This window comes from Microseira sp. BLCC-F43 (assembly GCF_041929235.1).
Lineage (GTDB): Bacteria > Cyanobacteriota > Cyanobacteriia > Cyanobacteriales > Aerosakkonemataceae > Microseira.
Genome location: NZ_JBHFNP010000190.1, coordinates 1 through 22,482, shown reverse-complemented (window position 1 = coordinate 22,482; position 22,482 = coordinate 1). Strand labels below are relative to the sequence as shown.

Sequence of the window (22,482 nt, the reverse complement as noted above, 5' to 3'; positions counted from 1 at the left end):
TAACGCCGCCACCATCCATCGTCACGGTCAAAGAGCTACGAACATCATTCGCAGTATGATGGAACATGCACGCAGCGGCAGTGACCCTGCACAGCGCCAAACCACCAATCTCAATCAACTGCTGGCTACGGCTATACAGCTGGTATATCACAGCCAGCGCGCTCTTGACCACCATGTGAATATCGCCTTCGACACTCAATATGACGACTCGATTGGTACGTTAGAAGTGATGCCAAATGCCCTGAGTCGCGCTTTGATTAACTTGCTGGATAATGCTTGTTATGCGGTGCGGGCAAAGCAAATGAAAGGGGAGCCTAACTTTACACCACTGATTGAAATTGCCACCACTAACTGCGGCAACTCGATCGAAATTCGTCTTCGAGATAATGGCACAGGCATAACATCAGAAATTCAAGAGAAAATCTTTGAACCATTCTTTACTACTAAACCGACTGGCGAAGGTACGGGGTTGGGATTATCGCTCACCCACGACATTATTGTCCAGCAGCATGGGGGCACTTTAACGGTTGAGAGCTCACTTAACTGTTATACGGAATTTAGAATTACTTTGCCTAAGGTTGTGGTGTAAATGTAATTCGAGTTTGTTACCACCAAAGCTGTGGGGAAAGGAACGGGATTAGGATTGACGATCTGCCTCGCTTCCCCACTCGCAAAAGCGAGTCAAATTATCCAGGACTTACGCAAGGGCGTTGCCAGAAACCCGGTTTCGACCGTCGTTCGCGCTAGCGTTGGGAGGCATATCTCTGGTTTCAAAACCAACGATTTTTCGGAGCACCAAAGTTTCTTTGCGTAAGTCCTATTATCGTGGAAAAACATGGGGGGGCGATTGATGTCACGTCTGTTATCGGCAAAGGAACTGATATCATGTCCGGTTAATTACTTGTAATTAAAAACGTCAGAGCGTCCCCGCTCAAAAGGCCACCCATAATTAAAACTCAGAGCGTCAGAGTGTCCCCGCGGAGCGAGCGTCATAGGCTAACAGGTAAGCCGGTGAGCAGGTGAACTCTTGAGCTGGTGGGAGGAAAAAAACAGCTTTTCGCACAATCAGCTATATAACTCAAGTTGCTAGTTATCTCTCTGGGAGCGGCTAATGGCGTTCCCAGGATCTGCCGTGGTCACGAGGCTAATGGCTAAATCAGTAAAAATCCAAGATTAGCAATTAGCAATTAGCAATTAGCAACGCCCTTGTTTATAACTAGCAACTTGCGTTATATACAACCGATACCACCGGACATAATATCAGTCCTAACTATGGGTAATCAAACGGACATGATATGATGTCACGTCTCTTATCGGCAAAGGAACTGATATCATGTCCGGTCGATTACCCTTAGTTACTGGCACTAAAACCAGACATTGCCATCATGGAACCAACAGGTATTAACTACCAAAAGCTTTGGGGTACTCACCTAGCGCGCGCTGGCGTTCCCGTCGCGTTAGTTGGTGACTCGGAACTGAAAGCGTACCGCCAGCACTTAGGTTTTTTAGATAACAAAGATGACGATGCTGATGCCCTGGCGCTCGCTTGTTACTGGTTTGATTATAATCAGTCAGATTTACCCGTTGGAGAACTACTTGAATGTTTTTGGTCAGCCGGAAGTAATTAAACGGCCTGGGAGAAAGTCGGGGAAACCAACCAAACGCTACCTATCGGAGGGGCGTTTTATGGGTAGTCTGGGAGTAGCGCCTCTTAAGGAAGCATCGGGGGATAAAGAACTTGACCGAGTTGGTGGTGAGGATTTGTGCCGGATTGCGTTGTGGCAATGGGTGTTTACAAGGATTGAAGTTAAGCGTGCGCGCCCCAAAAACGACATCGGCGAACAGCTAGGGAACCTGCTCGACGCGGAAAAATCAGTAGGTCGCCCGATTAAATTGGTACGCACTCGCGTCGCTGCACTAGCAGCAAGGCTATTGTTTAAACGGCTGGTTTTTGAGTTAAAAAACGACTAGAGTGAAGGTTAAACCCTCGTCCAATATCCAGTAAAATCGAATTATGAGCTACCTCGTCGCCGTGTTGTCAGATCGCATCCAAGCAGAAGCCGCTTACTCGGCTTTGGAGAAAGAAGGCTTACCGATGGATAAAGTGACTATCCTGGGTAGGGGATATAAAAGTGCTGACGAGTTTGGTTTAATTGACCCCAATCAGCAAGCTCTCAAACAAGTCAAACTGATGGCGACTTGGCTGGTACCGTTCGGTTTTGTGGCAGGTGTTGGCTTCAGCTTGTCAACAAATTTGAATACGTTTGCTTGGGCGGGTGAAATTGGCAATCATGTAATCGGCGGTATTTTAGGTGCTGGTTCTGGTTTGCTGGGTAGTATTTTTGCCGGTGGCGGTACTGGTTTGCTAGTTGGTGGTGGCGATGCTTTGCCCTACCGCAATCGTTTAAATGCTGGTAAATATCTAATTGTGGTGAAAGGTTCTGAAACTTTAACTCGTCAGGCTACCAGCATTCTCCGCCAATTTGAACCGGAAAATATTCAAGGTTATGTCCAAGAGTAAATTGGTAATTGGTAATTGGTAATTGGTAATGGGTAATTGCTAATTGCTAATTGCTAATTTCCATGACCCATTACCAAATTGTAAGATGTTACCAAGAGAAGAATTATTAAAAGGCGTTGAAAATAGAGAAGTCGCTGCTAGGGCAATTGACTTAGCAGATAAAGCTGTCAAAACTTGGGAAGTTGTCTCGACGGATTTTCTGTCGCCACCAGAGTTGGCGGAAATTCAGCGCATGTTTGGACGCTTGACAGAAGTGCATCTAAGTGCTTGGGGTGGTTATCCGCAAGCAGAACGACAGCGGATGGCGATCGCACGTTCCGATCTCCCCCTCGATTCGTCACAAGTCGCCGTTGCCGCAATAGAAATTGCCGGTAATTTTCTGTTCGATCCCGCCAACCACCGCGACTTTTTAGGCGCAATGTTGGGGACGGGTATTGTGCGAGAAAAAACCGGCGATATTATCGTTTTGGGCGAACGCGGCGCGCAAGCAATTGTCGTACCGGAAATGGTAGACTTTCTTTCAACCCAACTGACTCAAGTTCGTTCGGTTCCGGTAAAAACCCAGGGGATCGAGTTAAGCGAATTAAAGGTCAAAGAACCGAAAAAGAAAGAGTTAACAACAGTAGAAGCTTCTTTGAGGTTGGATGCGATCGCTTCCGCTGGTTTTGGCATGTCTCGCAGCAAAATGGCAGATCTGATCGATGGCGGTGACGTGCGGGTCAATTGGAAGGAAATTACCCAAGCAAGCTATCAAGTGAAAACCGGAGATTTAATCGCCATTCGCGGTAAAGGACGCCTAGAAGTGGGAGAAGTTGCTGTTACGAAAAAAGACCGTTACCGCGTTGGGCTAACTCGCTTTATGTGAAGATATGGAGAAACCCGGTTTCTTTAACAATACCTATGCCATTTTTGTCAAACGCCCCCACCTCCCCCCCCAGGCTAAAGCCTGGGGCTACACAAACAAAGCCCGCAAGGCAAGGGCTGTCGGGATTTCAGCCCGCTACGCCTTGCTTTGTTTTTATAGCGATACCCTTTAGGGTATCGGCTGTTTGACGAAGGTATTGTTTAAGAAACCGGGTTTCTGTATTTGGAGTCTAGGCGGGAACTAAAACTTCTTCCTCTTTTCTTACAACCACTTCTCGATACCAAGTTTCTAGCAGAACCAATTTGTAAAGGACGAAAAGATGCTTGGATTGCTTTTGAGCTTCCTCAAGTAGCTTGACGACAAAATCTCGATTGAGAATATTCAATTCCACCAGATAGCCGTTTTTCAGGTTATCCATATAGGCGATAATAATCGCCTTCATCCATTCATCCATTGGGGTGGTAAACCCTCGTTTTTTACGGGTAAGGACTTCATCGGGTACAATCCCCTTGAGGACGGATTTTAACCAGAATTTATGTCCTAAATTATGATCGGGTTGGGTTTTACGCAAACCAATGACTGTCTCGATTAGTTTGTAGTCTAGCAACGGAAGTCTGGTTTCTACAGAACAGATCATACTCAAGCGATCCCCTAAAGCTAGACAATTAGATGTTAGCCAAGTATCGAAGAGCAACTGAGTGATTTTAACCGGAATGTCTTCGCAGCTTTCTAAATCAAACTCGAACAGACGATAGGGATTTCCTGCCGGAATTTGAGCGGCTGTCGCATCAGTATATAGTTTATCGCTATAACGCATCGCATTAGCAAATCCAGGCCAAAGATCGTAGAAAATCGCCCGTTGAGGATCGCGGTAAACGTACTTATGCTGCTCTTCTAGATTTTTAAGTGCTGTTCTGATCGATCCGGGAACTTTTGGACTGTTTAATTTTTTAGCAAGAGGAGTATCTGTAAACCCTCCCAAGGTTTGCCAAACTTTCTGATTCAGTGGCGAAGATTGCCAAAACTGATTCTTTTGTTGGCTCAAATTAGTGGCGTTGACGATTCGGTTGTAACCCCAAAATAGCTCATCTCCACCAATTCCAGTCAACATTACTTTTACCCCGCGCGAGGCGGCTAATTTCATCACCGAGTAGTGTCCGTAAGCTGCACTATCTGCAACGGGGTCATCGCTAGCAGCGATTAAACTGGGGAAGAAATCAACTAAGTCTTCTACAGTTAATTCGATCGATTCAAAGGGTAAGCCTAAATACTCAGCCATTTGCTCGGCTTGATTTCGCTCGTCGAATTCAGGACGACCGGGATAACCGATGCTAAAAGCACAGAGGGTATCTTTATACTTAGGTGCGGCGAGTGCTGCGATCGCTCCCGAATCCAATCCGCCACTCAGTGCAATTGCGATCGGTACATCTGACCGTAATGTTAATTCTATCGATCGGTCTAATTCTTGGCGAATTAGCGCCACCGGATCGCCTTCAATTGGCGGGATTTTCTCTAAATTCCAATAACATTGGGGTTCTATATTTCCCCAATTTTCTAAGTCAAGTAGTAGATAGTGCGCTGCGGGTAATTTTACAACTCCAACCAGGGGTGTCAGCGGTTCTGGAACGTATTGATAATGGACGTATAAATCGATCGCTACCGGATCTAATTGGGGAGTTTCTGGTAGTAGCGTTAGCAGCGATTTTAGTTCGGAAGCGAAGTAGAACTTGTTCTCGTCGTGCCAGTAGTATAGCGGCTTTTCTCCCGTGCGATCGCGTGCTACAAACAGCTTTTTCCTTTCTCGATCCCAAATCCCAAAGGCATACATGCCTCGCAGTTTTTCCAAACAAGATACTCCCCATTGGGCATAAGCTGCCAAAAGTACTTCTGTATCGCTTTTGCTAACAAATTGATGTCCTAAATTTAAAAGGTCTTCTCGCAGTTCTAAATAGTTATAAACTTCCCCGTTGAACGTTATCCAGTACCGCTCGTTTTGGTAGCTCATCGGCTGATGCCCCAGCGGACTTAGGTCTAAAATCGATAGGCGGGTATGCCCTAAGTTTATCTGGGGTTCGCTCCACATTCCCCGATCGTCTGGTCCCCGATGCGCGAGTTTTTTTATAGCATTTTCTAATTTGACATCGAAGCTTGAATGACGAGTTATTCCCCCTACAATTCCGCACATTTTCTTTTTCCTTTTCCTTTGTTTTTAGCTCTTGAATCTCTCGGCAAACTCTGATTTCACTACCCTGATAATAATGCTTTATTTTCTGACTATATATCAATATTTTTCCGCTAATTTAACTTTTTTTAGCTTTCAATCAAAATCGCTTCATAAAATCTTTAAAATTCTTTGATTCACCTCTAGTTTTCTAGGGTTAAAAATAACCTTTCCTCGTTCGCTGTCACCTCCGCAAAAATACTGAACCCTAGTTTTAATTTATGACTTATGCGAAAAAGTACTGATATCATATCCTAGCACTCGGTAAGAGGATTCAGGGCGGGTGATACGATCGTCTGTAAAACCCGCCCCTGCAATCTTTGCTTGAGGAATTTAAAGGTATCCAAATTCTTCTAGCGTCCGCACAACCTTAGCGACGCTTTCGGCTTCGCTTTCCATATCTGTGCGACACAAGACCTCTGGTTTCAAAGGAGCTTCGTAGGGGTCGTCGATTCCGGTAAATTGCTTAATTTCTCCAGCCCGTGCTTTTTTATACAAACCTTTGACATCCCGCTGTTCGCAAACTTCTAGAGGTGCATTGACGTAAACTTCAATAAAGTCTCCGATGCGCTCCCTTACCTGTTGGCGAATATCGCGGTAGGGCGAGATCGCCGATACTAATACAACTACCCCATTCCGGGTGAGTAGATGCGCCACAAAGCCGATGCGACGAATGTTTTCGTCTCGGTCTTCTTTACTAAAACCCAAGCCTTTTGTCAAGTTCTGGCGCACGATGTCGCCATCGAGAATTTCTACCAGGCGGCGGCGCGATCGCAACTCTTGTTCCACCGCCCGACTAATGGTAGTCTTGCCAGCACCGCTCAAACCTGTAAACCACACCGTAACACCACGCTGGTGCATATTATTACTTCCATATTTTACGTACAATTGCTAATCGATCATACTTGAATTAACAGATATCCGTATTGCTTATGCCGCGCCTTACCCGTCGTGCTTATGAAATTTTACGCGCAGAAGTGGAAAAACTAGCTGGTAATGACCCTCTAGTACAAGTGCAGCGAGACATTGTGCTGAAGCGACTCGACAGACTGCGATCGCAAGATGGCGCGTTGGTTTCCTACGAACAATTGCGCGAGACAATTATCGACTTTTTCCCAAAATTCAGCGAGAAAGTACTTAAAAATGCAGCAAAAGCCAACCGTCCGCCCGGAGTGTGGAGCAAAATTAAATTTGCAGCGGTATTCTTAGGTGGAACGGCTGGGGTAATTTGGGTAGCAAACTTGCCTTATCCAATGGTTCGCAGACCAGTTGCAAAAGTAGCACCCATCTTGCTTTTACCCAGTTATATGAATATGGATTATCACTATCGGCAGGCGATTTCATTAGTGCAACAAGCCGATCAGTTGGTAAACCAAGCTACCAGTTCAGCCGACCTAAATTTGGGAGCAGAAAAAGTCAAAGCAGCACAAAAACATCTTGATGCTTTGCCAGTTTGGTTTTTAGATTATGAGCCTAAATACAATTTTTGGTTTGGTTGGCGGTTCACCTTCGATGAATTTCAGACAGCGCGTGCCAATATCGGGCGAATGGAAGCTAAACTGTTTCAAGAAAAGCAAGCACAGATGTTATTAGAACAAGGGGAAAAAGCGCTCAATGACGCCAAGCAACAGCACGGAAAAGCGCAGACTTGGACAGAGAGACAACAAGCGATCGCAGCATGGCAAGCGGCTTTAGATCAACTAGAACAAATACCATCAGAAACCCTTGTCGGACGCACATCAAAAACTAAATTAGCCGCGTATAACCGGGATTTTCAGCAAGTTGCCAGCGGCGAAAGTGCGAATAAGCGCACTGGCACTTTAATGGATGCAGCGCGAGAATTTGCCAAAGCAGCCGCGATTGTTGGTCAAAATCCCCCACATCCAGCAGAAAAGTGGCAACAAGCCGCAAATTTGTGGCAGCAAGCCATCGATCGACTGCAACAAATTACAATCGAAGATGCTGGTTATTTAGAAGCACAAAAATTACTAGCACAATACCAAACTAATTTGGGAACCATACAAAGCCGCCAGAAAGCAGAGTCAGCATCAAAAGCAGCCTTAGAACAAGCTAAAAGACAAATTCCTTCTTGGCAGCGGCTCAATAATTCAACAGAAAATGCAGCTTGGCAACAGGAAGGAATGGTTAGCCAGTTACAAGAAATTATCAATCAGCTAGAGCAAGTTCAACCAGGGACAACCGCTTATACACAAGCGCAACAATTGCTACAATTTGCCCGAAAAAGATTAACGCAGATGCAGACATCTGGACAAGAAACCGGGTTTAAGAAACCGGGTTTTTTAGAAAAACCCGGTTTCTGATATACCTACTGACCATCCCATGTTTGATAACTTCTGTACTTGCTAAAAACAGCATCTTGATGTTTTTGGGCAACTTTTAATAACTTGCCTTTTCTATCTAAAGCGGCATCGGCTAATTCAACTACCCACAAGTTGGGCATAGCTTGAGGTCTAACTGCTAGGATGTAAGCGAGGGCTTCTGCTTCAGATCCTGCACCGAGTAAGTGAGTACAAACTGTCAAAGCAACGGCTGAAGAACGGCTAATACCAGCTTGACAATGAATCAAAAGATTTCCCTCAATTTGGGAAATTTCAGACGCGAAGTCGATCGCATTGGCGATATCATCAGTTGTGGCGAGAACGTATTCCGGATCGTCGCAAGGTGTCTCGATGTCGTGAAACTCTAGCCGCAGTCGGTGGGGAATTTTCGTCCACCCTTCCGGCGGGGCGACGCCTGGGCTACCAATCGAAATCAGGTGTTTGATCGATGGCGCTTTGATCGTACAGCGAAAATGCTCGCTCGCTTCCGCACAGGAGGTAATAAACAGCGTGGGTAGTTTATCATTGTGGCAGTTGGTGACAACTCTCGCAGAAAGTAGTCGTTCTGTCTGCGAGTTGCTATCGAAATTAACCGAATCTTGCGGTAGTAAAGCTGGGGTATCCCCGTTTTTACTACCGATTTTCTTTAAAGCTTCGGCAGCACTATGGCGAACGGATTGCTCTTCATCGTTGAGTGCTTGTTGCAGTCCATCAATTGCTGCGGCATTGCCAATTTTCCCCAACGCAGAAGCAGCAGCACCGCGAACTCCACCGTTGTTATCTTTGAGACTTCGCAACAACCCTTCTACTGCACACCAGTTACCGATTTTCCCTAACGCAGAAGCGGCGCGCCAACGCACGTAAAAGTCGCGATCGCTTAGTGCTTGGCGCAGTGCCGGAATTGCGTCCTCGCACTTGATTTTCCCCAACACGGAGGCGGCTTTGGCACGCACTTGGGGGTCTTGGTGGGAGAGTGCTAAAATCAATCCAGCGATCGAGGTTTCGCTGCCAATTTGTCCCAATGCCCAAAGCGCATTTCCCCGCACAACTGAGTCTTCGTGAGAAAGCGATCGCAACAGTCCGCTAACAGCTTCTTCCGATCTAATTTCTCCTAGCGCATAAGCTGCTTGAGAACATATTGAAGGACTTTCATCTTTGAGGCTTTTCACTAATCGAGAAACCGCTGCTTCGCTTTTAATTTGCCCTAACGCCGAAGCCACGCGCCAACGCACGTAAAATTCTTCATCCTTGAGCGCTTGGGCGAGTTTATCCACTGCTGTTTTAGCGCCGTTTTTTCCTAATGCGGCTGCTGCTCTCCAACGCACGCTGGCATCTTTGTGATTTAATGCTTCTATTAGGGCTCTAATCGCTCCTTCAGTACCAATTTGCCCTAATGCCCAGGTTGCCCAAATCCGCACTGGGGAAACATTATGCTTGAGCGCTTGTTCTAGCTTGATAACTACTGCTTCGGTGCCAATTTGTCCTAATGTCCAAGCTGCCCAAGCACGCACCGAGTTGTCTTGATGTGCTAGTGCTTGCAGCAGTCCGGTAGTGGCTGTATAAGAGTCTATTTTTGCTAAAGCACGCGCAGCAGTGGCGCGAATTAGCGGATTTTCGCCCATTAAGGTTTGTAGCAGCCCAGCCGTGTTACTGCTAGATTTTTGAGAAAATTGCGGCTGGAATTGCATTCGGTTATCGGTTTCCATATTTACTTATTGTAGAGCGATCGCTTATACGCTTATTTTGATTCTGGCATTAAACTATGCTGCTGCCAAGTCCATCAAACCTGGAATTTAATTGTATTTAAACTCCTGTTACTTGCGTTAAATTGTAAAAACAAAATAAATTAGTAGCGTTCTCGCGCTAACTATTTGAGATTTTATTTTTTAACGAACCGCTCCAGGCGCTCCAGGACGCAGAGAAAGAAAAAAGAGAGAATTTTACCAACAATTTGTCTGATAGAATAAAATAGGGAATGGTTTAAAAAAAAGCGATCGATCTATCAGTGCTTAGGGTGCGATCGCGCCCTAGAGTTTAAAACATGGGTTGACTCGTCAGCCGGATCAAACAGTAATTTGAACTCAGACTTTGGCATAAACCGCTGCAAAACTCGCCAGGTGTACTTCCCCGTCACGACGGTTGTAAAAACGCGCCACCGTATAGTGACGAGCGTCTGGTAACATCAGAATAATTGCCCAAACACGAGCATATTTTTGGATTTTGTGAGTTTGTTGGTAAGTCATAAATTTTGTACTCAATCGGTAGATCGCGAACGCAAAAATAGGTAAGCTTTAGCGAAGCAAGCCATTAGGCTGATCGCCAATCTCGCCAGCAAAATTTAGGTAAACGAAAGGTTCGTTCTTACGGTAAAGTAAGCTTTTGAACTTAACGTAACCTTGCGTTGCGATAGCTGATAAAAAGCAACAGCCACTCATGTCAGGGCGAGCAATACGCCCCTACACTGTTTCTGGTGCGGTATCGTGAGACACTTTTAGGGAAGACCAGTCAGCTAGGTTGCATCCTGACGGGAGCTTGTTTAACTGCCTGGTCTTTTATGCGGTCATTTACTAGAAGTTTACGTCCGATACCCCCGGATTTCAAGACGTAAGCTTCAAGAATATTACGTCTGGTATGCAAGAAGAAAATCAGGATAAGTCTCCGTTGAGGCTACTCAGGGAGCAAAATCAGCTAACTCAATATGAGTTAAGGCAACTCATCGGAGTTTCCGAACGCAGGTTGAGCGATTGGGAAAACGGCAAAGCTAAGCCAAACCTGGAAAATGCTGTGGCGTTGGCGCGTGTTTATCAGGTTTCGCTGAAGGTGATTTGTCAGTGTTGCGGGATTGACGTGACGGGTGTTCCTGGTGAGTAGGTATTGTAAAACTTGACTCAACTCTATGCCAGGAATAGACATCTATGCTAATCTATTACCTGAGAGCCAATAAAAGGTCACCTCAGTAGAGATTAATAAAAAATCTTAATCTGGTCAAAAAGTAATCCCAATTCAATCAACATTGATGAGGGATAGGGGGTGTCTTATCGTACATCCAAGGCGAATAACGCCTGTGTTCCCCACACAATTGGGTTCTTCACGGCGTTGCTTAAAGCCCTAGTAGGTGGTCAATCGCTATGTCTATGATTGTCCATACGAAAAGGAACTATGAGAGCCGCACTATCTCATTTGAGATCTTGCACCTGTGCTTTCCTCCCGCCGTGGACTCAAGTCCAAGGGCTTTTAGCTAAAGTCCACGCTTTGTGGACTCTTGGCGTTTTTCTAGTCCTCTTTAGAGGACTTTCGCTATTAGCCAGAGAATTCATTCTCTGGCGGGTTCAGTGGTTGATGCAATGACTCTGAGAAATATTTAACTATTCTGCTTCAATGAATCCTTTAATTGTCTCTACTGAAATGCTGACGGCACCGATTTTTAAAGATTGCATCTAAATGCCTGTTTCAATGCCTCAGTTCCACCAGCTTTTAAAGCATTCAACAACCGCGCTTTTATTGTGGGATTGCGCTTGATTTCTTCGTGAATCGCTGAAACTACAACAGCTTGATTGTCAGATTGGACGATTGTTTGGTTATTTTTAGCTAGTTGTTCTAGCAATTGCTGAATTTCGGCTGCTGATTCAGCGAGATTTTGTTTTAGGGCGTAGTTATGTTGAGTGCCGATATTATTAACAATGCCAATATCCCCCGCTAAATCCCGCGTCGTGAAAATCATCGGCGTCACGCGCTGGTATTTCTCCCGAAATATCTTGACATCTTTTCTCGCCTCTTCATCTGGCAATTCATTCCACCCATCGACAAGCAGCAAAAATCTTCCCGCCAACAGCAGTTGTTCAATCTCCGCCTCGTTTAACCTGCATCGATGCTGAAACAAAAAATCGCCAATAATCCGCAATACCGAAGTTTTATAGGGTTGCAGTTGCACCAAAACCGGGATTTTCCCTTGCGGCTGCGTTTTCGCTTTCTCTGCCTCTTCCCACAATAGCCGTTCTGGGGCAGTCGATTTCCCCGAACCGGGTTTTCCCACCAATAAGACATGATTTTCCGCATACTTGCGTAATCCTTCGAGTACCTCCAGCCGTTGGACTTTTTCTGTTTCTGCTTTTTCTTCTGGTGACGGTATCGTCTGCACGATCAAGCTTAAATTCAACCGTCGCGGCGGTTGCTTCTTTTCCATGGGTTGACCGTGTAAAGCATCGGTTGGCGTATAAAAATCCTGCCAACCCAGATATTTTTCGTCACTGCAAATCGATTCCAGATCTGCTTGAAAATCGGTGCTGTCAGCGGCAGCCATGTAAATTAATTAAGCGAGAGAGAAAGCGCTCTCTTCTATATTACTCACTCAAAAATCTATGACCTGGATACTCACCAACGATGACGGAATCGACGCCCCAGGCATCAGGGCGCTACTAAAAGCTGTAAACGGCCCTGGCGTAATAGTCGCCCCCAAAGACCATTTATCGGGATGCGGTCATCAAGTCACCACCACTGGCCCCATTCACGTCCATCGCCGGGGGGAAACCGAGTATGCTGTAGGCGGCACTCCCGCAGATTGTACCCGCCTCGCCTTAACACATCTTTGTCAAAATGTCAAATGGGTACTTTCTGGCATCAACGCGGGGGGCAATATGGGAGTTGATGTTTATATTTCCGGGACTGTGGCGGCGGTGCGAGAAGCGGCGATGCACGGTATTCCCGGTATCGCGGTTTCCCACTATCGCAAAGGCAAGTTAAATGTAGATTGGGATACGGCGGCAAGGTGGACGGCTAAAGTATTGGATGAACTGTTCAACCTTCCCATCGAACCGGGATGTTTCTGGAATGTAAATTTACCCCATTTGTTACCAGGAGAACCCGATCCGGAGATTGTGTTTTGTCAACCTTCGACCCAACCTTTACCCGTAAATTATCGAGTTGAAGGTGATGAATTTTACTACGTGGGCGAGTATGCAGCGCGCGATCGCACTCCCAACACCGATGTAGATGTGTGCTTTTCCGGCAAAATCGCCGTCACGTTATTGCGACTGTAGTTGATCGCGGATGGTGCGTTACGCTGTCGCTAACGCACCCTACGCTGCTGATTGGTGCGAGAGGTTTATTAGTCATTGGTTGCGTACGCTCGCTCCTGTAAAATTTCTACAGGTAATCGCAGAACGAGGAAGAGGCACAATGCGGATTTTAATCATGGGGGGAACCCGCTTTATCGGGGTTTATTTGACAAAAATTCTGGTGGAACAAGGCCACGAAGTTGTATTATTTAATCGCGGTAAGAAGCCAGCACCTGTAGAAGGAATCCAACAAATTCACGGCGATCGCACCGACGCCGCCCTACTGAAAGAAAAGCTATCCGGGGAAAACTTTGATGCGATTTTTGATAACAACGGACGGGAATTAAGCGACACCCAACCCCTAGCAGAAATCTTTAAAGACCGGGTGCAACACTTTGTTTATATGAGTTCGGCTGGGGTTTATTTAAAATCCGACCAAATGCCCCACATCGAAGGCGATCCAGTCGATCCAAAAAGCCGTCACAAAGGCAAGCACGAAACCGAAACTTTTCTCGCAGAATTGGGTTTACCTTGGACTTCGATTCGCCCGACTTATATTTATGGCCCCCAAAATTATAACGATTTAGAGGCTTGGTTCTTCGAGCGAATTGTGCGCGATCGCCCCATTCCCATCCCTGGTAACGGATTGCACTTCACCCAATTAGGTCATTGCAAAGATTTAGCCTATGCAATGGCGGCTGTACTGGGAAATACTCAAGCAATAGGTCAAATTTATAACATATCCGGCGAGCGATTCGTTACCTTTGACGGACTCGCACGCGCTTGTGCAACTGCTGCCGGGAAATCCGCCGACGAGGTGCAAATTGTCCATTACGATGCGAAAAAATTCGACTTTGGCAAGCGCAAAGCATTTCCCATGCGAGTGCAGCACTTTTTCGCGTCGGTTAATAAAGCGATGACCGAACTGAATTGGAAACCAGAATATGACTTAATTTCGGGTTTGAAAGATTCGTTTCAAAACGATTTTCTTGCGTCTGGGCGCGATAAATCTGAAGTAGATTTCTCAGTCGATGACGAGATTCTTAAAGCAGTTTAGAATTAGGCAGAAACCGGGTTTTTTCAAAAAACCCGGTTTCTTTGGTGTCGAGGTACAGCCTTAAGGCTTTGTTTGTGTAGCGGCAGCATTAATGCTGCCGCTACACAAACAAAGGTCTACCTTTTATGGCTGCAATCCCCTCTATGAATTATGCTTTAGTATCCACATCTAACTCTTCGTGACGCAGTGTTTCTGTTGCTTCGATCGTATCGCGCTTCACTTCTTTTCTGACATCAACTTCTTCGCGCACGAAGGCTTGTTTTTTGATATCAGCCGTTTCTTCGTAGATTTCCATTTGCGCGACATAGCCTTCTTTAAAAGCAGAATTGTCTGGAAATACGGGAGTATCTACGCTTTTTGGAGTCGTGCGCTCAATGATAACGCGCTCTTTTTCTACAGGAACCGCAGTGCGTACAGTTTCGGTTTCAACTCGCTTACCAATTGTTACTTCCCCAGTCTTGCGACGGCTTTTATCTACGATCAGTTTTTCTTCGTAGAGTCTAAACTTTTGATGGTCGCGATCGCTCATCTGGTACAATTGGGGCTCATGCTCGTAAGTATAACTATTGCGGTCATAAGCAGCGGCAACAGGTGCGCTGACAACGGGTGCTGTTTCTACAGGCGGTGACGCTTCTACGGGGACTGTCGCTTCCACAGTTGGAGTGCGATAAACGCGCCGCACTCGCTCCTCGTAATCATAATCTACCGTCATGCTGTCATCGTATTCTGGTAGTCTTTCTGCTTGTTCTTTGCTCGTAATACCTATAGCATTAATACGCTGATATTCAACATCAACGCTACAACGACCAACTGGAAGCAAGACTTTTTTACCAAAAATCCAGAAACCCGTGTCAATTACAAAATATCGGAAACGCCCGGTTTCATCAACTAGCACGTTATGAATTGTGCCAATTTTTTCATCTGTTTTTCCGGCATAGACAGGAATCCCTTTGACATCTTCGCCGTCAAAAACATCTTGCCGGTAGTTGGGATTGAAATCCTCTATTTTGTACAGTGCCATTCTCGTTTCCTGTAGTATCTACATTAACTTCTGCATCCACTTTAGATAGATCTTCAATTTATTCCTTCCTTCTTTTGACTGAAATTGTATTACGTTTATAGGTAGAACTAGAAACCCGGTTTCTCAGAGAAACCGGGTTTCTGGAGCGGGAAACAAATCTCTGTTAAACTCTCATTTTAGTCATGCATTGTTGTTAGATAGATTTTGAGGCCACAAATAAATCGCACCAGAAATTAAGGTGAGGGCAACAGAGATCCAGAAAGTGATGAGAGAGGGTGTTTGCCAAACTTCAGGGAGAGGAGCAATTAAAAGTGCGATCGCCACAATCTGACTCACCGTTTTCAGCTTACCCCAGATATTGGCACCGGAGATGGTTGTTTGGTTGACGCGCCAGCCTGCGATCGCTAACTCCCGCCCTAAAATGAGAAACACTCCCCAAGCTGGCACTTGCCCTAGTTCAATCAACGCCAGCAATGGTGCCAGAACCAGCAATTTATCGACCAAAGGGTCGAGAAACTTACCTAAATCGCTGATTTGGTTTAATTTCCGCGCCAAATAGCCATCCAACCAATCAGTACCGGCGGCTACGATAAAAATTGCCACGCAAATCCAGCGCATTTCAACCGTTGGGTTGTGCAACCCGTAGAGGATAAAAGGCAACCCCAGCAAGCGGGAGAAGGTAATCCAGTTGGGAATGGTCATGAATTTTGAGCCATCAGCCATCAAATCTCAGCTTAGCTCATATTACAGGCAAAGGGAATTTGCTTACGGGGCGGGTTTTACAGACAATAGACCTGTTCTGAAAATACGCAGGTGAGTAGGGGCACGGCATGTTTTAGCTGATCTACTACCCAATAACTTGATATTGCCGTGCCCCGACAAAAGTGCCGGGAAATAAATTTCGGGATCTAGGGGCACGGCATGTTTTAGCTGATCTACTGCCCGATAACTTGATATTGCCGTGCCCCGACAAAAGTGCCGGGAAATAAATTTCGGGATGTAGGGGCACGGCATGTTTTAGCTGGTCTACCGCGCCGGATAACTTGAGATTGCCCTGCGCCTAGTTTCGGGGCACGGCATGTTTGAGCTGGTCTACCGCGCCGGATAACTTGAGATTGCCGTGCCCCTACCCGTGCCCCTGCCACAAATATCCAGGGCTAAAACACAAAACCCCCCTAAAAAAGGGGGGTTTAAAAAGCCACAAAAAGTTTCCTAAATGATTGGTATAACAGAAGCACTGAATAACAGGTAAATGCACCACTGAGGATCGAATTGATTTACCCCGTAGTCTTAACCCAAACTGCCCTAACTAGCAAGCACCACTCTTATTCAAGACAACGGGGATAGTTTTCAGAATTAGGTGGATGTCGTAGGCAATTGACCACTTATCCTGGTAGTCCAGATCCATTTTGACGATATCTTCAAAATCTTTAACGCTAGAGCGACCGTTTGCTTGCCACTCGCCAGTAATACCCGGTTTAACTCTCAATCGTTCCCAGTGGTGGGGTTCGTACTTCATCACTTCATCTACGGTAGGCGGACGAGTTCCCACCAAGCTCATATCTCCCTTCAACACGTTCCAGAATTGGGGTAATTCGTCTAAACTGGTGCGGCGCAGAAACCGACCGATTTTGGTAATGCGAGGGTCGTTTTCGTTCTTAAAAATATGACCTTTGGCTTGATTGCTAATCAGGTGTTTGAGTTTATCCGCACCAACTATCATTGAGCGGAATTTCCAAATGCGGAAGGTGCGACCGTTAAGACCAACGCGAATTTGACTGTATAAAATTGGTCCTGGGCTATTGAATTGGTTAGCGATCGCAACAGGAACCGCCACAAGGGCTGCAATCCCCAATCCTACCACAGCTCCTGCAATATCAATCAGGCGCTTGGTTGTGCTTTTAACAGAGGGATGGATGTCTTTTCTCACTGCACGAACCCGGCGGCTTTGGGGAACGAGCGTGGGTTGAATTAGATTGGTAGTAGGCAGGTCAGATGTAATCATCGCACTCGCGGTCAGCTTCTGGGGTTTATCTTTCTTCTCTTGCCAATATAACCAGAGTTGCTCGCCCACGAAATTGGTGAAACTACAGATTCACCAAATCTTTTCACTCGCAAGATGAAATGTCAAGTTTCGATGATTCTATTTGCATATTTACCGATATAAAGTTGCAGTTAACCCCATTATGCTGCTACCAAGCTTTCCCTAATTTCTCCTATTTTTTGCTGGTTTTACTAGACAATTTATACCAAATCCATGGTTCTTACCCCGATTTTGTTTTTGGCTACAACCTTTTAAAGTCTTTGCACGCAAAGTTTTTACAACAGGCGCGGTTATTCGAGCATCAAGTATAAATCGCAACTCATTAGTATATTTAACCATCACCTGTTGACGGTTGGGGTCAACCAGTAAACGCCTAATGGCTCCTCGAAGGTTTGGCGGGTTGGCTCCAAGACGGCATTAAAATAGCGGCGCAGGCGATCGCCTGTTTCGGCATTGAGGCAATAGGTTTGATTGTCTTGTTTATGGAACAGCGGTGCAGATGCGTTCGCCGCATTCTGTCGCGACGCCTCGGTTAGCATTAACGCATCCGCATAAGAAGGAACAATTCCAGGGGGAAGATAACCTTCTAAGTAAGCGAGGATGCGTTGCTGACAAGCACCCGTATTAATTCCCCGCCGCTCGAGTAACTGGGTAATTTTCCCTACTGAGAGGGGTTGCTCGCGCAAGCTACGTAAAAGTTCTAACAGTAGAAAATAGTCTCCGTACTGGTGTCGGGGTGCATCCAAAACTTGGGGATATAGGGGCAAAGTAACCAATCCCAAAGCCACGCTGGCGTTTTGGTTGGTGTCTTGAATTAAAGTAGCATTGGGGAGTTTTTGACGCACCCACTCTCGCATCGCATCGATGCGAGCCGTTCCACCCGTACAAATTACTTGACGAATCGATTCTACCGCCACACCCTGGCGCACGAGCAAAACGTTCAGTTCTCGATTGAGGCATTGAATAAAAGGTGAATAAACCAGGTTTTCCAATGCCTGACGCTGCAACACCCAACGGTATCGATCGATTTCTAACGTAGAACTGTCTTGATGTTGAAGGTTCAGCTTTACATGCTTTGCTGCTTCTAAAAGTATTTGTCCGACGGGGGAACTTTCTAAGATTTGCTGCAAGCGATAGCGCGTCGCCAGATCGGGTTCTCCCGGTAATGGCAACTCTAAGGAAGAATTTTCTGGAGCGATTAATCGCTCCGCAATCCTGCTTGCTTCATCTTTTAACAGTAGCTGGCAGATAATATCTTGGTCGATAAAGTTGCCCGCATAGGGAAAACTACGGCAAGCGAAGTCGGAGTAAGATAATGAGGTAATATTTTCTGGAATTTCTACCAGTCCCAGTTCAGTTGTGCTGGCTCCTGCGTGGATAATTAAAGTATCTCCTTGCCAACTGACGTTAGCTTGCACTAACTGGGCAAGCGCCGAAGCGATCCCTTCCTCCACAAAGCAAATTTGTTCCGGATTTTCGACTAAATTTGCCCCTAAAATTGCTTCTCGGACGTTAAAGCGGTATGCTTCAGGCCACTCTGCGGGTACTGATGCGATCGCGCCTGCCAACTCCAAGAGCGCCTGATTAAGGTTTTCTGATGCCAAACCTACCGCTGAAATTGAAACTTGGGACTCGACATTTTCCGGCTTTTCTGCGTTTGGTTTGAGGGTTGAAAGCAATGCTTGCAGTGCTTTTCCAACCCAGTGTAAGGGAACCGCATGATTCGATTGCTGTATCGCTGGTTCCCAATTGCCTGTTTCAGATGAGTAATAAGGAAGGCCAATTTTCAGATATTGCTTAAAGTTCTTTAGCAATATCCTCGACTCTCTTTCTGGAGTCATTAAAAAAGTAGCGCTTTCACTATTTTCTTGTTGCAGGTAAACTTCAGCGGGTAGGCGAAATAACGGCTCGCTTTCATCCATCTGTCCCGCCATTGACCAGGTAATGGGATAAACCTGGCGGGTTTTGCCATTCAATAATGCCGCCGACAGTCCGGTTGTACCAAAGTCAATTCCCAAATACCAGAAGCGAGGGGGTGTTAATGGAACGGCATCAAATGAGTTAGAGAAAGAATCAATCTCTGTTGCTGCTGCTTTCCTCAATTCCTTCGTTGCTGCTTTTTTTTCTGGTTCTGGTTCGGGTGGCTTTAAGTTATCAACTTCCGGTTGAGCCAACTCCGCTTTAATATCTGAAACAGCCGGTCTTGGGTCTTGATTCGAACCGCCAAACAGTTCATCAAATTCAGCCAAAATATCATCAGGGATTGCACCAGCGACTTCTTCTTCAAGAGCAGTGGCGGCAGATGCACCCACTACCTGATCGCCAGCGTTTGCTGCTGGCATTTGTGTCTGAGGTATTGCTGACTCTGCTTCTACTGATTCCCCTAAAGTTGTAGCAATTGGTTCTGGGTTCAGATCGGCTTCTATCTGCTTGATCGAGGTCGGCAATTCCTCTACAGATTCGTCCAACTCCGGTGACTGGGGTTGCTTTAAAGTAGAAACATCGGTATCGAGGGGGGAAGAATCCTCCAGTTCCTCCTTGTCCGTTTCATCACCAAGGGGTTGCGCTTCTACCGGGTTGATTAAGAGTACCTCCTCTTGGGGTGGACTACTTTGACCCAGGGCAGAATTTTCGATTAAATCGGTCAGGGTGCTAATCGTATCGACCTTTTCTGCCTCGCCGATACTGCCTGACGACCTTGCTGGCGGTTGGGTGCTGGCGCTTTCTGTTTGCGCTACCAGCGCCGCCATTCCCCCATAAAGCGCTTCTGGTCTACTTTCTCTTTCTCTACTTTCCTTCTCCGTATCCTTACGGTTGACATCAGACTGCGGTTGTTGTTCAGATGGACGCCACTCAAAACCGGCATAGGGTAGGAGTATGTCGTCAGGATGGTACTGCTTGAACCGAGAAGGAGTTGGCTCGGATAATCCTGGTGCTGATGGGGAGGCGGTGGTTGTTTCTGCCGTTGCGGTGGCGGTAGCCTGTGCGTCAGCACTTATCGCACTGCTGGTATATTCTTGGCTCGCTCTAGCCGCTTGCTCTAATTCCTGCTCGATCCCAGCGATCAGATCTGTCAACATTGCCTCGCTCTCCGCGCTGAGGCTATGCATTTTCTCCAGTCCCTGAGAAAACGACGACTGATACTTTTGCATATTCACTTGTAGCGTTTCAAACATTAAATTCAGTTTGGCATCGAGGGACTTCAACAGTCTATCCAGCCTTGCTTGCTGTTTCCGCAGTTGAGCGGCCTGCTCTTGCCACTGGGGATGCCAAGTTACATCTGTTACTTCTACATCCGGGGAGGGACTATGGGGAGATTGGTCGGTTACCAACTCGGTTTCTAGATGGGAGAGGGTTTGTACGATTTGTGGCGTGAGAGTTTCCTGTAAGTTACCCATCAGCGCTTGAAAGAATTGGGCGATCGCTTGCTGCTTTTGTGTCGATTGTTGGGGTTGGGATAAGTAATTTTGTCGCTGTTGCTCTAGTTGCGCGATTTCTTGCATCAGAGCTTGCCGTTGCTGACGTAAAGCGGCTATCTCGGAGCGCGCTTGCTGCAATTGTTGGTTTGAAGCCTCTTGGGAGGATGGCTTTGGCTTTGGCTCAAATGCTGCTGCTCTCGCTATTTGTTGTTCGAGAGAAAGGAGGTTGCTGCGAACTAGCTCTAAAACCCGACGCTGTTGAGCGGTTGCTCTAGAATTCAACCAACCCAAGCCAAAGGAGCTGGATTGATTGAGTACGGCGTCAATCTCCGCAATCATTGCCTGAATTTGATCCGTCTGGAACGTCACGATTGACTCCCTTGTTAGAATTGACACTCCCCGCAGCGAGCCCGAAGGGGGATGCTTTGTTCAATGATGATGCATTTTGTCATCAGTAGTCGGTAGGGTTGAAAAGACCCCCAATGGTTACTTGCCCTGCGGATATGCAAATTTAAGGTTGGGCAGTGGATGCTTTTGTCGCGCGTTAAGAATTATCAAGGTGAACTACCTACGCTCCCTTTACAGGTTAGCGTAGGCTTCCCAATTCACGGGGAGTAGCCTCATCAGTAGTGGACTTACGCCCAAACCTCTTTGGTCTTACACTCCCTCCAAGGGCAGAAGCGCTGGTTCCCAACGCCAAAATCCGTAAGCCTTCATTTCTGATATTGATGGCGGCATTAATCTCTCGGTCATGTCGATTACCGCAGTGAGGGCAAACAAACATCCTGATAGACAAATCCATCTTTGGTATTGATAGCAGTGTCTCTGAACAAAGGTGTGTTGAAGGAAAGAATCTATCAATTTCCAAGTATACTTTTCCAACTGCAGCAGCTTTGTATTTGAGCATGGTGCAAAACATTCCCCAGCCAGCATCATAAATACTTTTGGCTAGATTATGATTTTTTACCATATTCTTCACTGCCATATTTTCCACCACAATTACTTGGTTCTCGTTGACTATCTTACGGGATAGCTTGTGGAGAAAATCTTCTCGGATCCGAGATATCTTTGAGTGAACTTTAGCTACGGCAAGTTGAGCCAAGCGGCGTTTACCTGTAGTCTTATCCTTTTTACGGCAGAGTTTACTTTGCTTGCGTTTTAGGTTCTTTTCTCTCTTGCTTAGGTGTTTAGGATTTTGATACTTTGAGCCATCTGATGTGACGACAAAATCAATTATTCCTAAGTCTATTCCTATTGCTTTACCATCAGTTTTAGAATCAGGCTGTGAGAGAAAATCCTCAATCAATAACGAAGCATAATATTTACCATCTGGTATTTTTGACAAGGTGACAGTCTTGATTTCTCCTGTAATACTTCTGTGAATTTTAGCTTTCACCGTTCCCAGTATACCGGGAAACTTAATTTCGCTATTACTCAAAACCTTTACGTTCTGAGGATATTGAAGTGACTGTCTACCATGTCTACTTTTGAAAGTTGGGTATCCTGCCCTTCCGTCAAAAAAATTGATAAAGGCTTGAGACAAGTTCAGCACGGATTGTTGCAAACACTGCGAATAGCAAGTCTTTAACCATTCGTACTCTTTTTTCCATACAGGCAGTTGCTTTTTCATGGTGAGAGTAGATATCCCTTTGCCAGTGTCCTTGTAAGTTTGGGACATGGTGACAAGAGACTGGTTCCAGACCCAGCGAACACAACCAAATGCTTGCGCTAGATGCTGTTTTTGCGATTCGGTTGGGTAAAGTCTGACTTTAACTGCTCTCAACATGATTCTACCTTTATCACGCTTGTATAAGTATGATAACTGCTATTCTTGTGCAACACAATCATATTGGGCAACTCCGTACCTCCTAGCCTGAGAGATTCATCCCACGCTCACCATATCGGGTTGAGACGTGGGGCTTCTCGCGATTTAAGCTAAAT

Annotated in this window: 19 protein-coding genes; 9 read left to right on the top strand and 10 right to left on the bottom strand. The window is 46.1% G+C overall.

The genetic code is table 11. The features are described from left to right. The 5 genes from ACE1CM_RS26245 to ACE1CM_RS26225 all read left to right on the top strand — a co-directional run. Positions 1-589, top strand: a 589-nt coding sequence (locus tag ACE1CM_RS26245; RefSeq protein WP_374881795.1) for a sensor histidine kinase, incomplete at its 5' end; no start/stop codon positions are given. A 796-nt stretch (positions 590-1,385) separates the two neighbouring features. Continuing rightward, positions 1,386-1,628 carry a hypothetical protein gene (locus tag ACE1CM_RS26240; protein WP_374881794.1) on the top strand — a complete coding sequence of 81 codons (243 nt, stop codon included), beginning with the start codon at positions 1,386-1,388 and terminating at the stop codon, positions 1,626-1,628. 58 nt (positions 1,629-1,686) lie between these two features. Further along, on the top strand, positions 1,687-1,971 hold the full coding sequence (locus ACE1CM_RS26235) for a hypothetical protein (protein WP_374881793.1): 285 nt from the start codon (positions 1,687-1,689) through the stop codon (positions 1,969-1,971). A 43-nt stretch (positions 1,972-2,014) separates the two neighbouring features. Next, a complete protein-coding gene (locus ACE1CM_RS26230) occupies positions 2,015-2,521 on the top strand; it encodes a hypothetical protein (protein ID WP_374881792.1) in 507 nt (168 codons plus the stop codon). Between the two features lie 85 nt (positions 2,522-2,606). Beyond that, positions 2,607-3,386 carry a photosystem II S4 domain protein gene (locus ACE1CM_RS26225; protein WP_374881791.1) on the top strand — a complete coding sequence of 260 codons (780 nt, stop codon included), beginning with the start codon at positions 2,607-2,609 and terminating at the stop codon, positions 3,384-3,386. Between the two features lie 229 nt (positions 3,387-3,615). Here ACE1CM_RS26225 and asnB read toward each other — a convergent pair whose 3' ends face one another. Then, a complete protein-coding gene (gene asnB / locus ACE1CM_RS26220; protein ID WP_374881790.1) occupies positions 3,616-5,571 on the bottom strand; it encodes an asparagine synthase (glutamine-hydrolyzing) in 1,956 nt (651 codons plus the stop codon). A gap of 369 nt (positions 5,572-5,940) precedes the next feature. Further along, on the bottom strand, positions 5,941-6,468 hold the full coding sequence (gene cysC, locus ACE1CM_RS26215; protein ID WP_374881789.1) for an adenylyl-sulfate kinase: 528 nt from the start codon (positions 6,466-6,468) through the stop codon (positions 5,941-5,943). Positions 6,469-6,539: 71 nt separating this feature from the next. Between cysC and ACE1CM_RS26210 the strand changes: the two genes are divergently transcribed. After that, positions 6,540-7,928: a hypothetical protein gene (locus tag ACE1CM_RS26210; RefSeq protein WP_374881788.1), complete on the top strand. Its 1,389-nt coding sequence runs from the start codon at positions 6,540-6,542 to the stop codon at positions 7,926-7,928. A 5-nt stretch (positions 7,929-7,933) separates the two neighbouring features. Here ACE1CM_RS26210 and ACE1CM_RS26205 read toward each other — a convergent pair whose 3' ends face one another. Both ACE1CM_RS26205 and ACE1CM_RS26200 read right to left on the bottom strand, forming a co-directional pair. Then, complete coding sequence (locus ACE1CM_RS26205) at positions 7,934-9,652, bottom strand: HEAT repeat domain-containing protein (protein ID WP_374881787.1); 1,719 nt, start codon at positions 9,650-9,652, stop codon at positions 7,934-7,936. Between the two features lie 375 nt (positions 9,653-10,027). Further along, the gene (locus ACE1CM_RS26200; protein WP_374881786.1) at positions 10,028-10,189 is read right to left on the bottom strand and encodes a hypothetical protein; all 162 of its coding nucleotides are present in this window, start codon (positions 10,187-10,189) and stop codon (positions 10,028-10,030) included. Positions 10,190-10,577: 388 nt separating this feature from the next. Between ACE1CM_RS26200 and ACE1CM_RS26195 the strand changes: the two genes are divergently transcribed. Beyond that, positions 10,578-10,817 (top strand): helix-turn-helix domain-containing protein, encoded by a 240-nt coding sequence (locus ACE1CM_RS26195; protein ID WP_374881785.1) that lies wholly within the window; start codon positions 10,578-10,580, stop codon positions 10,815-10,817. 553 nt (positions 10,818-11,370) lie between these two features. Here the strand turns inward: ACE1CM_RS26195 and ACE1CM_RS26190 are convergent. After that, positions 11,371-12,246 carry an NACHT domain-containing protein gene (locus ACE1CM_RS26190; RefSeq protein WP_374881784.1) on the bottom strand — a complete coding sequence of 292 codons (876 nt, stop codon included), beginning with the start codon at positions 12,244-12,246 and terminating at the stop codon, positions 11,371-11,373. A gap of 58 nt (positions 12,247-12,304) precedes the next feature. On the opposite strand from ACE1CM_RS26190, the gene surE reads away from it, so the two are divergent. Both surE and ACE1CM_RS26180 read left to right on the top strand, forming a co-directional pair. Beyond that, a complete protein-coding gene (surE, locus tag ACE1CM_RS26185) occupies positions 12,305-12,982 on the top strand; it encodes a 5'/3'-nucleotidase SurE (protein WP_374881783.1) in 678 nt (225 codons plus the stop codon). 139 nt (positions 12,983-13,121) lie between these two features. Beyond that, on the top strand, positions 13,122-14,057 hold the full coding sequence (locus ACE1CM_RS26180; protein ID WP_374881782.1) for an NAD-dependent epimerase/dehydratase family protein: 936 nt from the start codon (positions 13,122-13,124) through the stop codon (positions 14,055-14,057). Between the two features lie 148 nt (positions 14,058-14,205). On the opposite strand, the gene ACE1CM_RS26175 is transcribed toward ACE1CM_RS26180, so the two are convergent. The 5 genes from ACE1CM_RS26175 to ACE1CM_RS26155 form a co-directional block, all read right to left on the bottom strand. After that, positions 14,206-15,078, bottom strand: a complete 873-nt coding sequence (locus ACE1CM_RS26175; protein ID WP_374881781.1) for a DUF2382 domain-containing protein — start codon at positions 15,076-15,078, stop codon at positions 14,206-14,208. A gap of 180 nt (positions 15,079-15,258) precedes the next feature. After that, positions 15,259-15,780 (bottom strand): CDP-diacylglycerol--glycerol-3-phosphate 3-phosphatidyltransferase, encoded by a 522-nt coding sequence (gene pgsA / locus ACE1CM_RS26170; RefSeq protein ID WP_374881780.1) that lies wholly within the window; start codon positions 15,778-15,780, stop codon positions 15,259-15,261. A gap of 607 nt (positions 15,781-16,387) precedes the next feature. After that, positions 16,388-17,152, bottom strand: coding sequence for a sugar transferase (locus tag ACE1CM_RS26165; protein WP_374881779.1), 765 nt, complete (start codon positions 17,150-17,152; stop codon positions 16,388-16,390). 308 nt (positions 17,153-17,460) lie between these two features. Next, entirely contained in the window at positions 17,461-20,910 is a 3,450-nt protein-coding gene (locus tag ACE1CM_RS26160; protein WP_374881778.1) for a hypothetical protein, read from the bottom strand. 217 nt (positions 20,911-21,127) lie between these two features. After that, positions 21,128-22,327, bottom strand: a complete 1,200-nt coding sequence (locus ACE1CM_RS26155; protein ID WP_374881777.1) for an RNA-guided endonuclease InsQ/TnpB family protein — start codon at positions 22,325-22,327, stop codon at positions 21,128-21,130. Positions 22,328-22,482: the final 155 nt, after the last annotated feature.

Excerpts from the sequence above, each read along its gene's own strand:
- ACE1CM_RS26240 (WP_374881794.1), top strand. The coding sequence starts at position 1,386 with ATGGAACCAACAGGTATTAACTACCAAAAGCTTTGGGGTACTCACCTA.
- ACE1CM_RS26235 (WP_374881793.1), top strand. The coding sequence starts at position 1,687 with ATGGGTAGTCTGGGAGTAGCGCCTCTTAAGGAAGCATCGGGGGATAAA.
- ACE1CM_RS26230 (WP_374881792.1), top strand. The coding sequence starts at position 2,015 with ATGAGCTACCTCGTCGCCGTGTTGTCAGATCGCATCCAAGCAGAAGCC.
- ACE1CM_RS26225 (WP_374881791.1), top strand. The coding sequence starts at position 2,607 with ATGTTACCAAGAGAAGAATTATTAAAAGGCGTTGAAAATAGAGAAGTC.
- asnB (WP_374881790.1), bottom strand. The coding sequence starts at position 5,571 with ATGTGCGGAATTGTAGGGGGAATAACTCGTCATTCAAGCTTCGATGTC.
- cysC (WP_374881789.1), bottom strand. The coding sequence starts at position 6,468 with ATGCACCAGCGTGGTGTTACGGTGTGGTTTACAGGTTTGAGCGGTGCT.
- ACE1CM_RS26210 (WP_374881788.1), top strand. The coding sequence starts at position 6,540 with ATGCCGCGCCTTACCCGTCGTGCTTATGAAATTTTACGCGCAGAAGTG.
- ACE1CM_RS26205 (WP_374881787.1), bottom strand. The coding sequence starts at position 9,652 with ATGGAAACCGATAACCGAATGCAATTCCAGCCGCAATTTTCTCAAAAA.
- ACE1CM_RS26200 (WP_374881786.1), bottom strand. The coding sequence starts at position 10,189 with ATGACTTACCAACAAACTCACAAAATCCAAAAATATGCTCGTGTTTGG.
- ACE1CM_RS26195 (WP_374881785.1), top strand. The coding sequence starts at position 10,578 with ATGCAAGAAGAAAATCAGGATAAGTCTCCGTTGAGGCTACTCAGGGAG.
- ACE1CM_RS26190 (WP_374881784.1), bottom strand. The coding sequence starts at position 12,246 with ATGGCTGCCGCTGACAGCACCGATTTTCAAGCAGATCTGGAATCGATT.
- surE (WP_374881783.1), top strand. The coding sequence starts at position 12,305 with ATGACCTGGATACTCACCAACGATGACGGAATCGACGCCCCAGGCATC.
- ACE1CM_RS26180 (WP_374881782.1), top strand. The coding sequence starts at position 13,122 with ATGCGGATTTTAATCATGGGGGGAACCCGCTTTATCGGGGTTTATTTG.
- ACE1CM_RS26175 (WP_374881781.1), bottom strand. The coding sequence starts at position 15,078 with ATGGCACTGTACAAAATAGAGGATTTCAATCCCAACTACCGGCAAGAT.
- pgsA (WP_374881780.1), bottom strand. The coding sequence starts at position 15,780 with ATGACCATTCCCAACTGGATTACCTTCTCCCGCTTGCTGGGGTTGCCT.
- ACE1CM_RS26155 (WP_374881777.1), bottom strand. The coding sequence starts at position 22,327 with ATGTTGAGAGCAGTTAAAGTCAGACTTTACCCAACCGAATCGCAAAAA.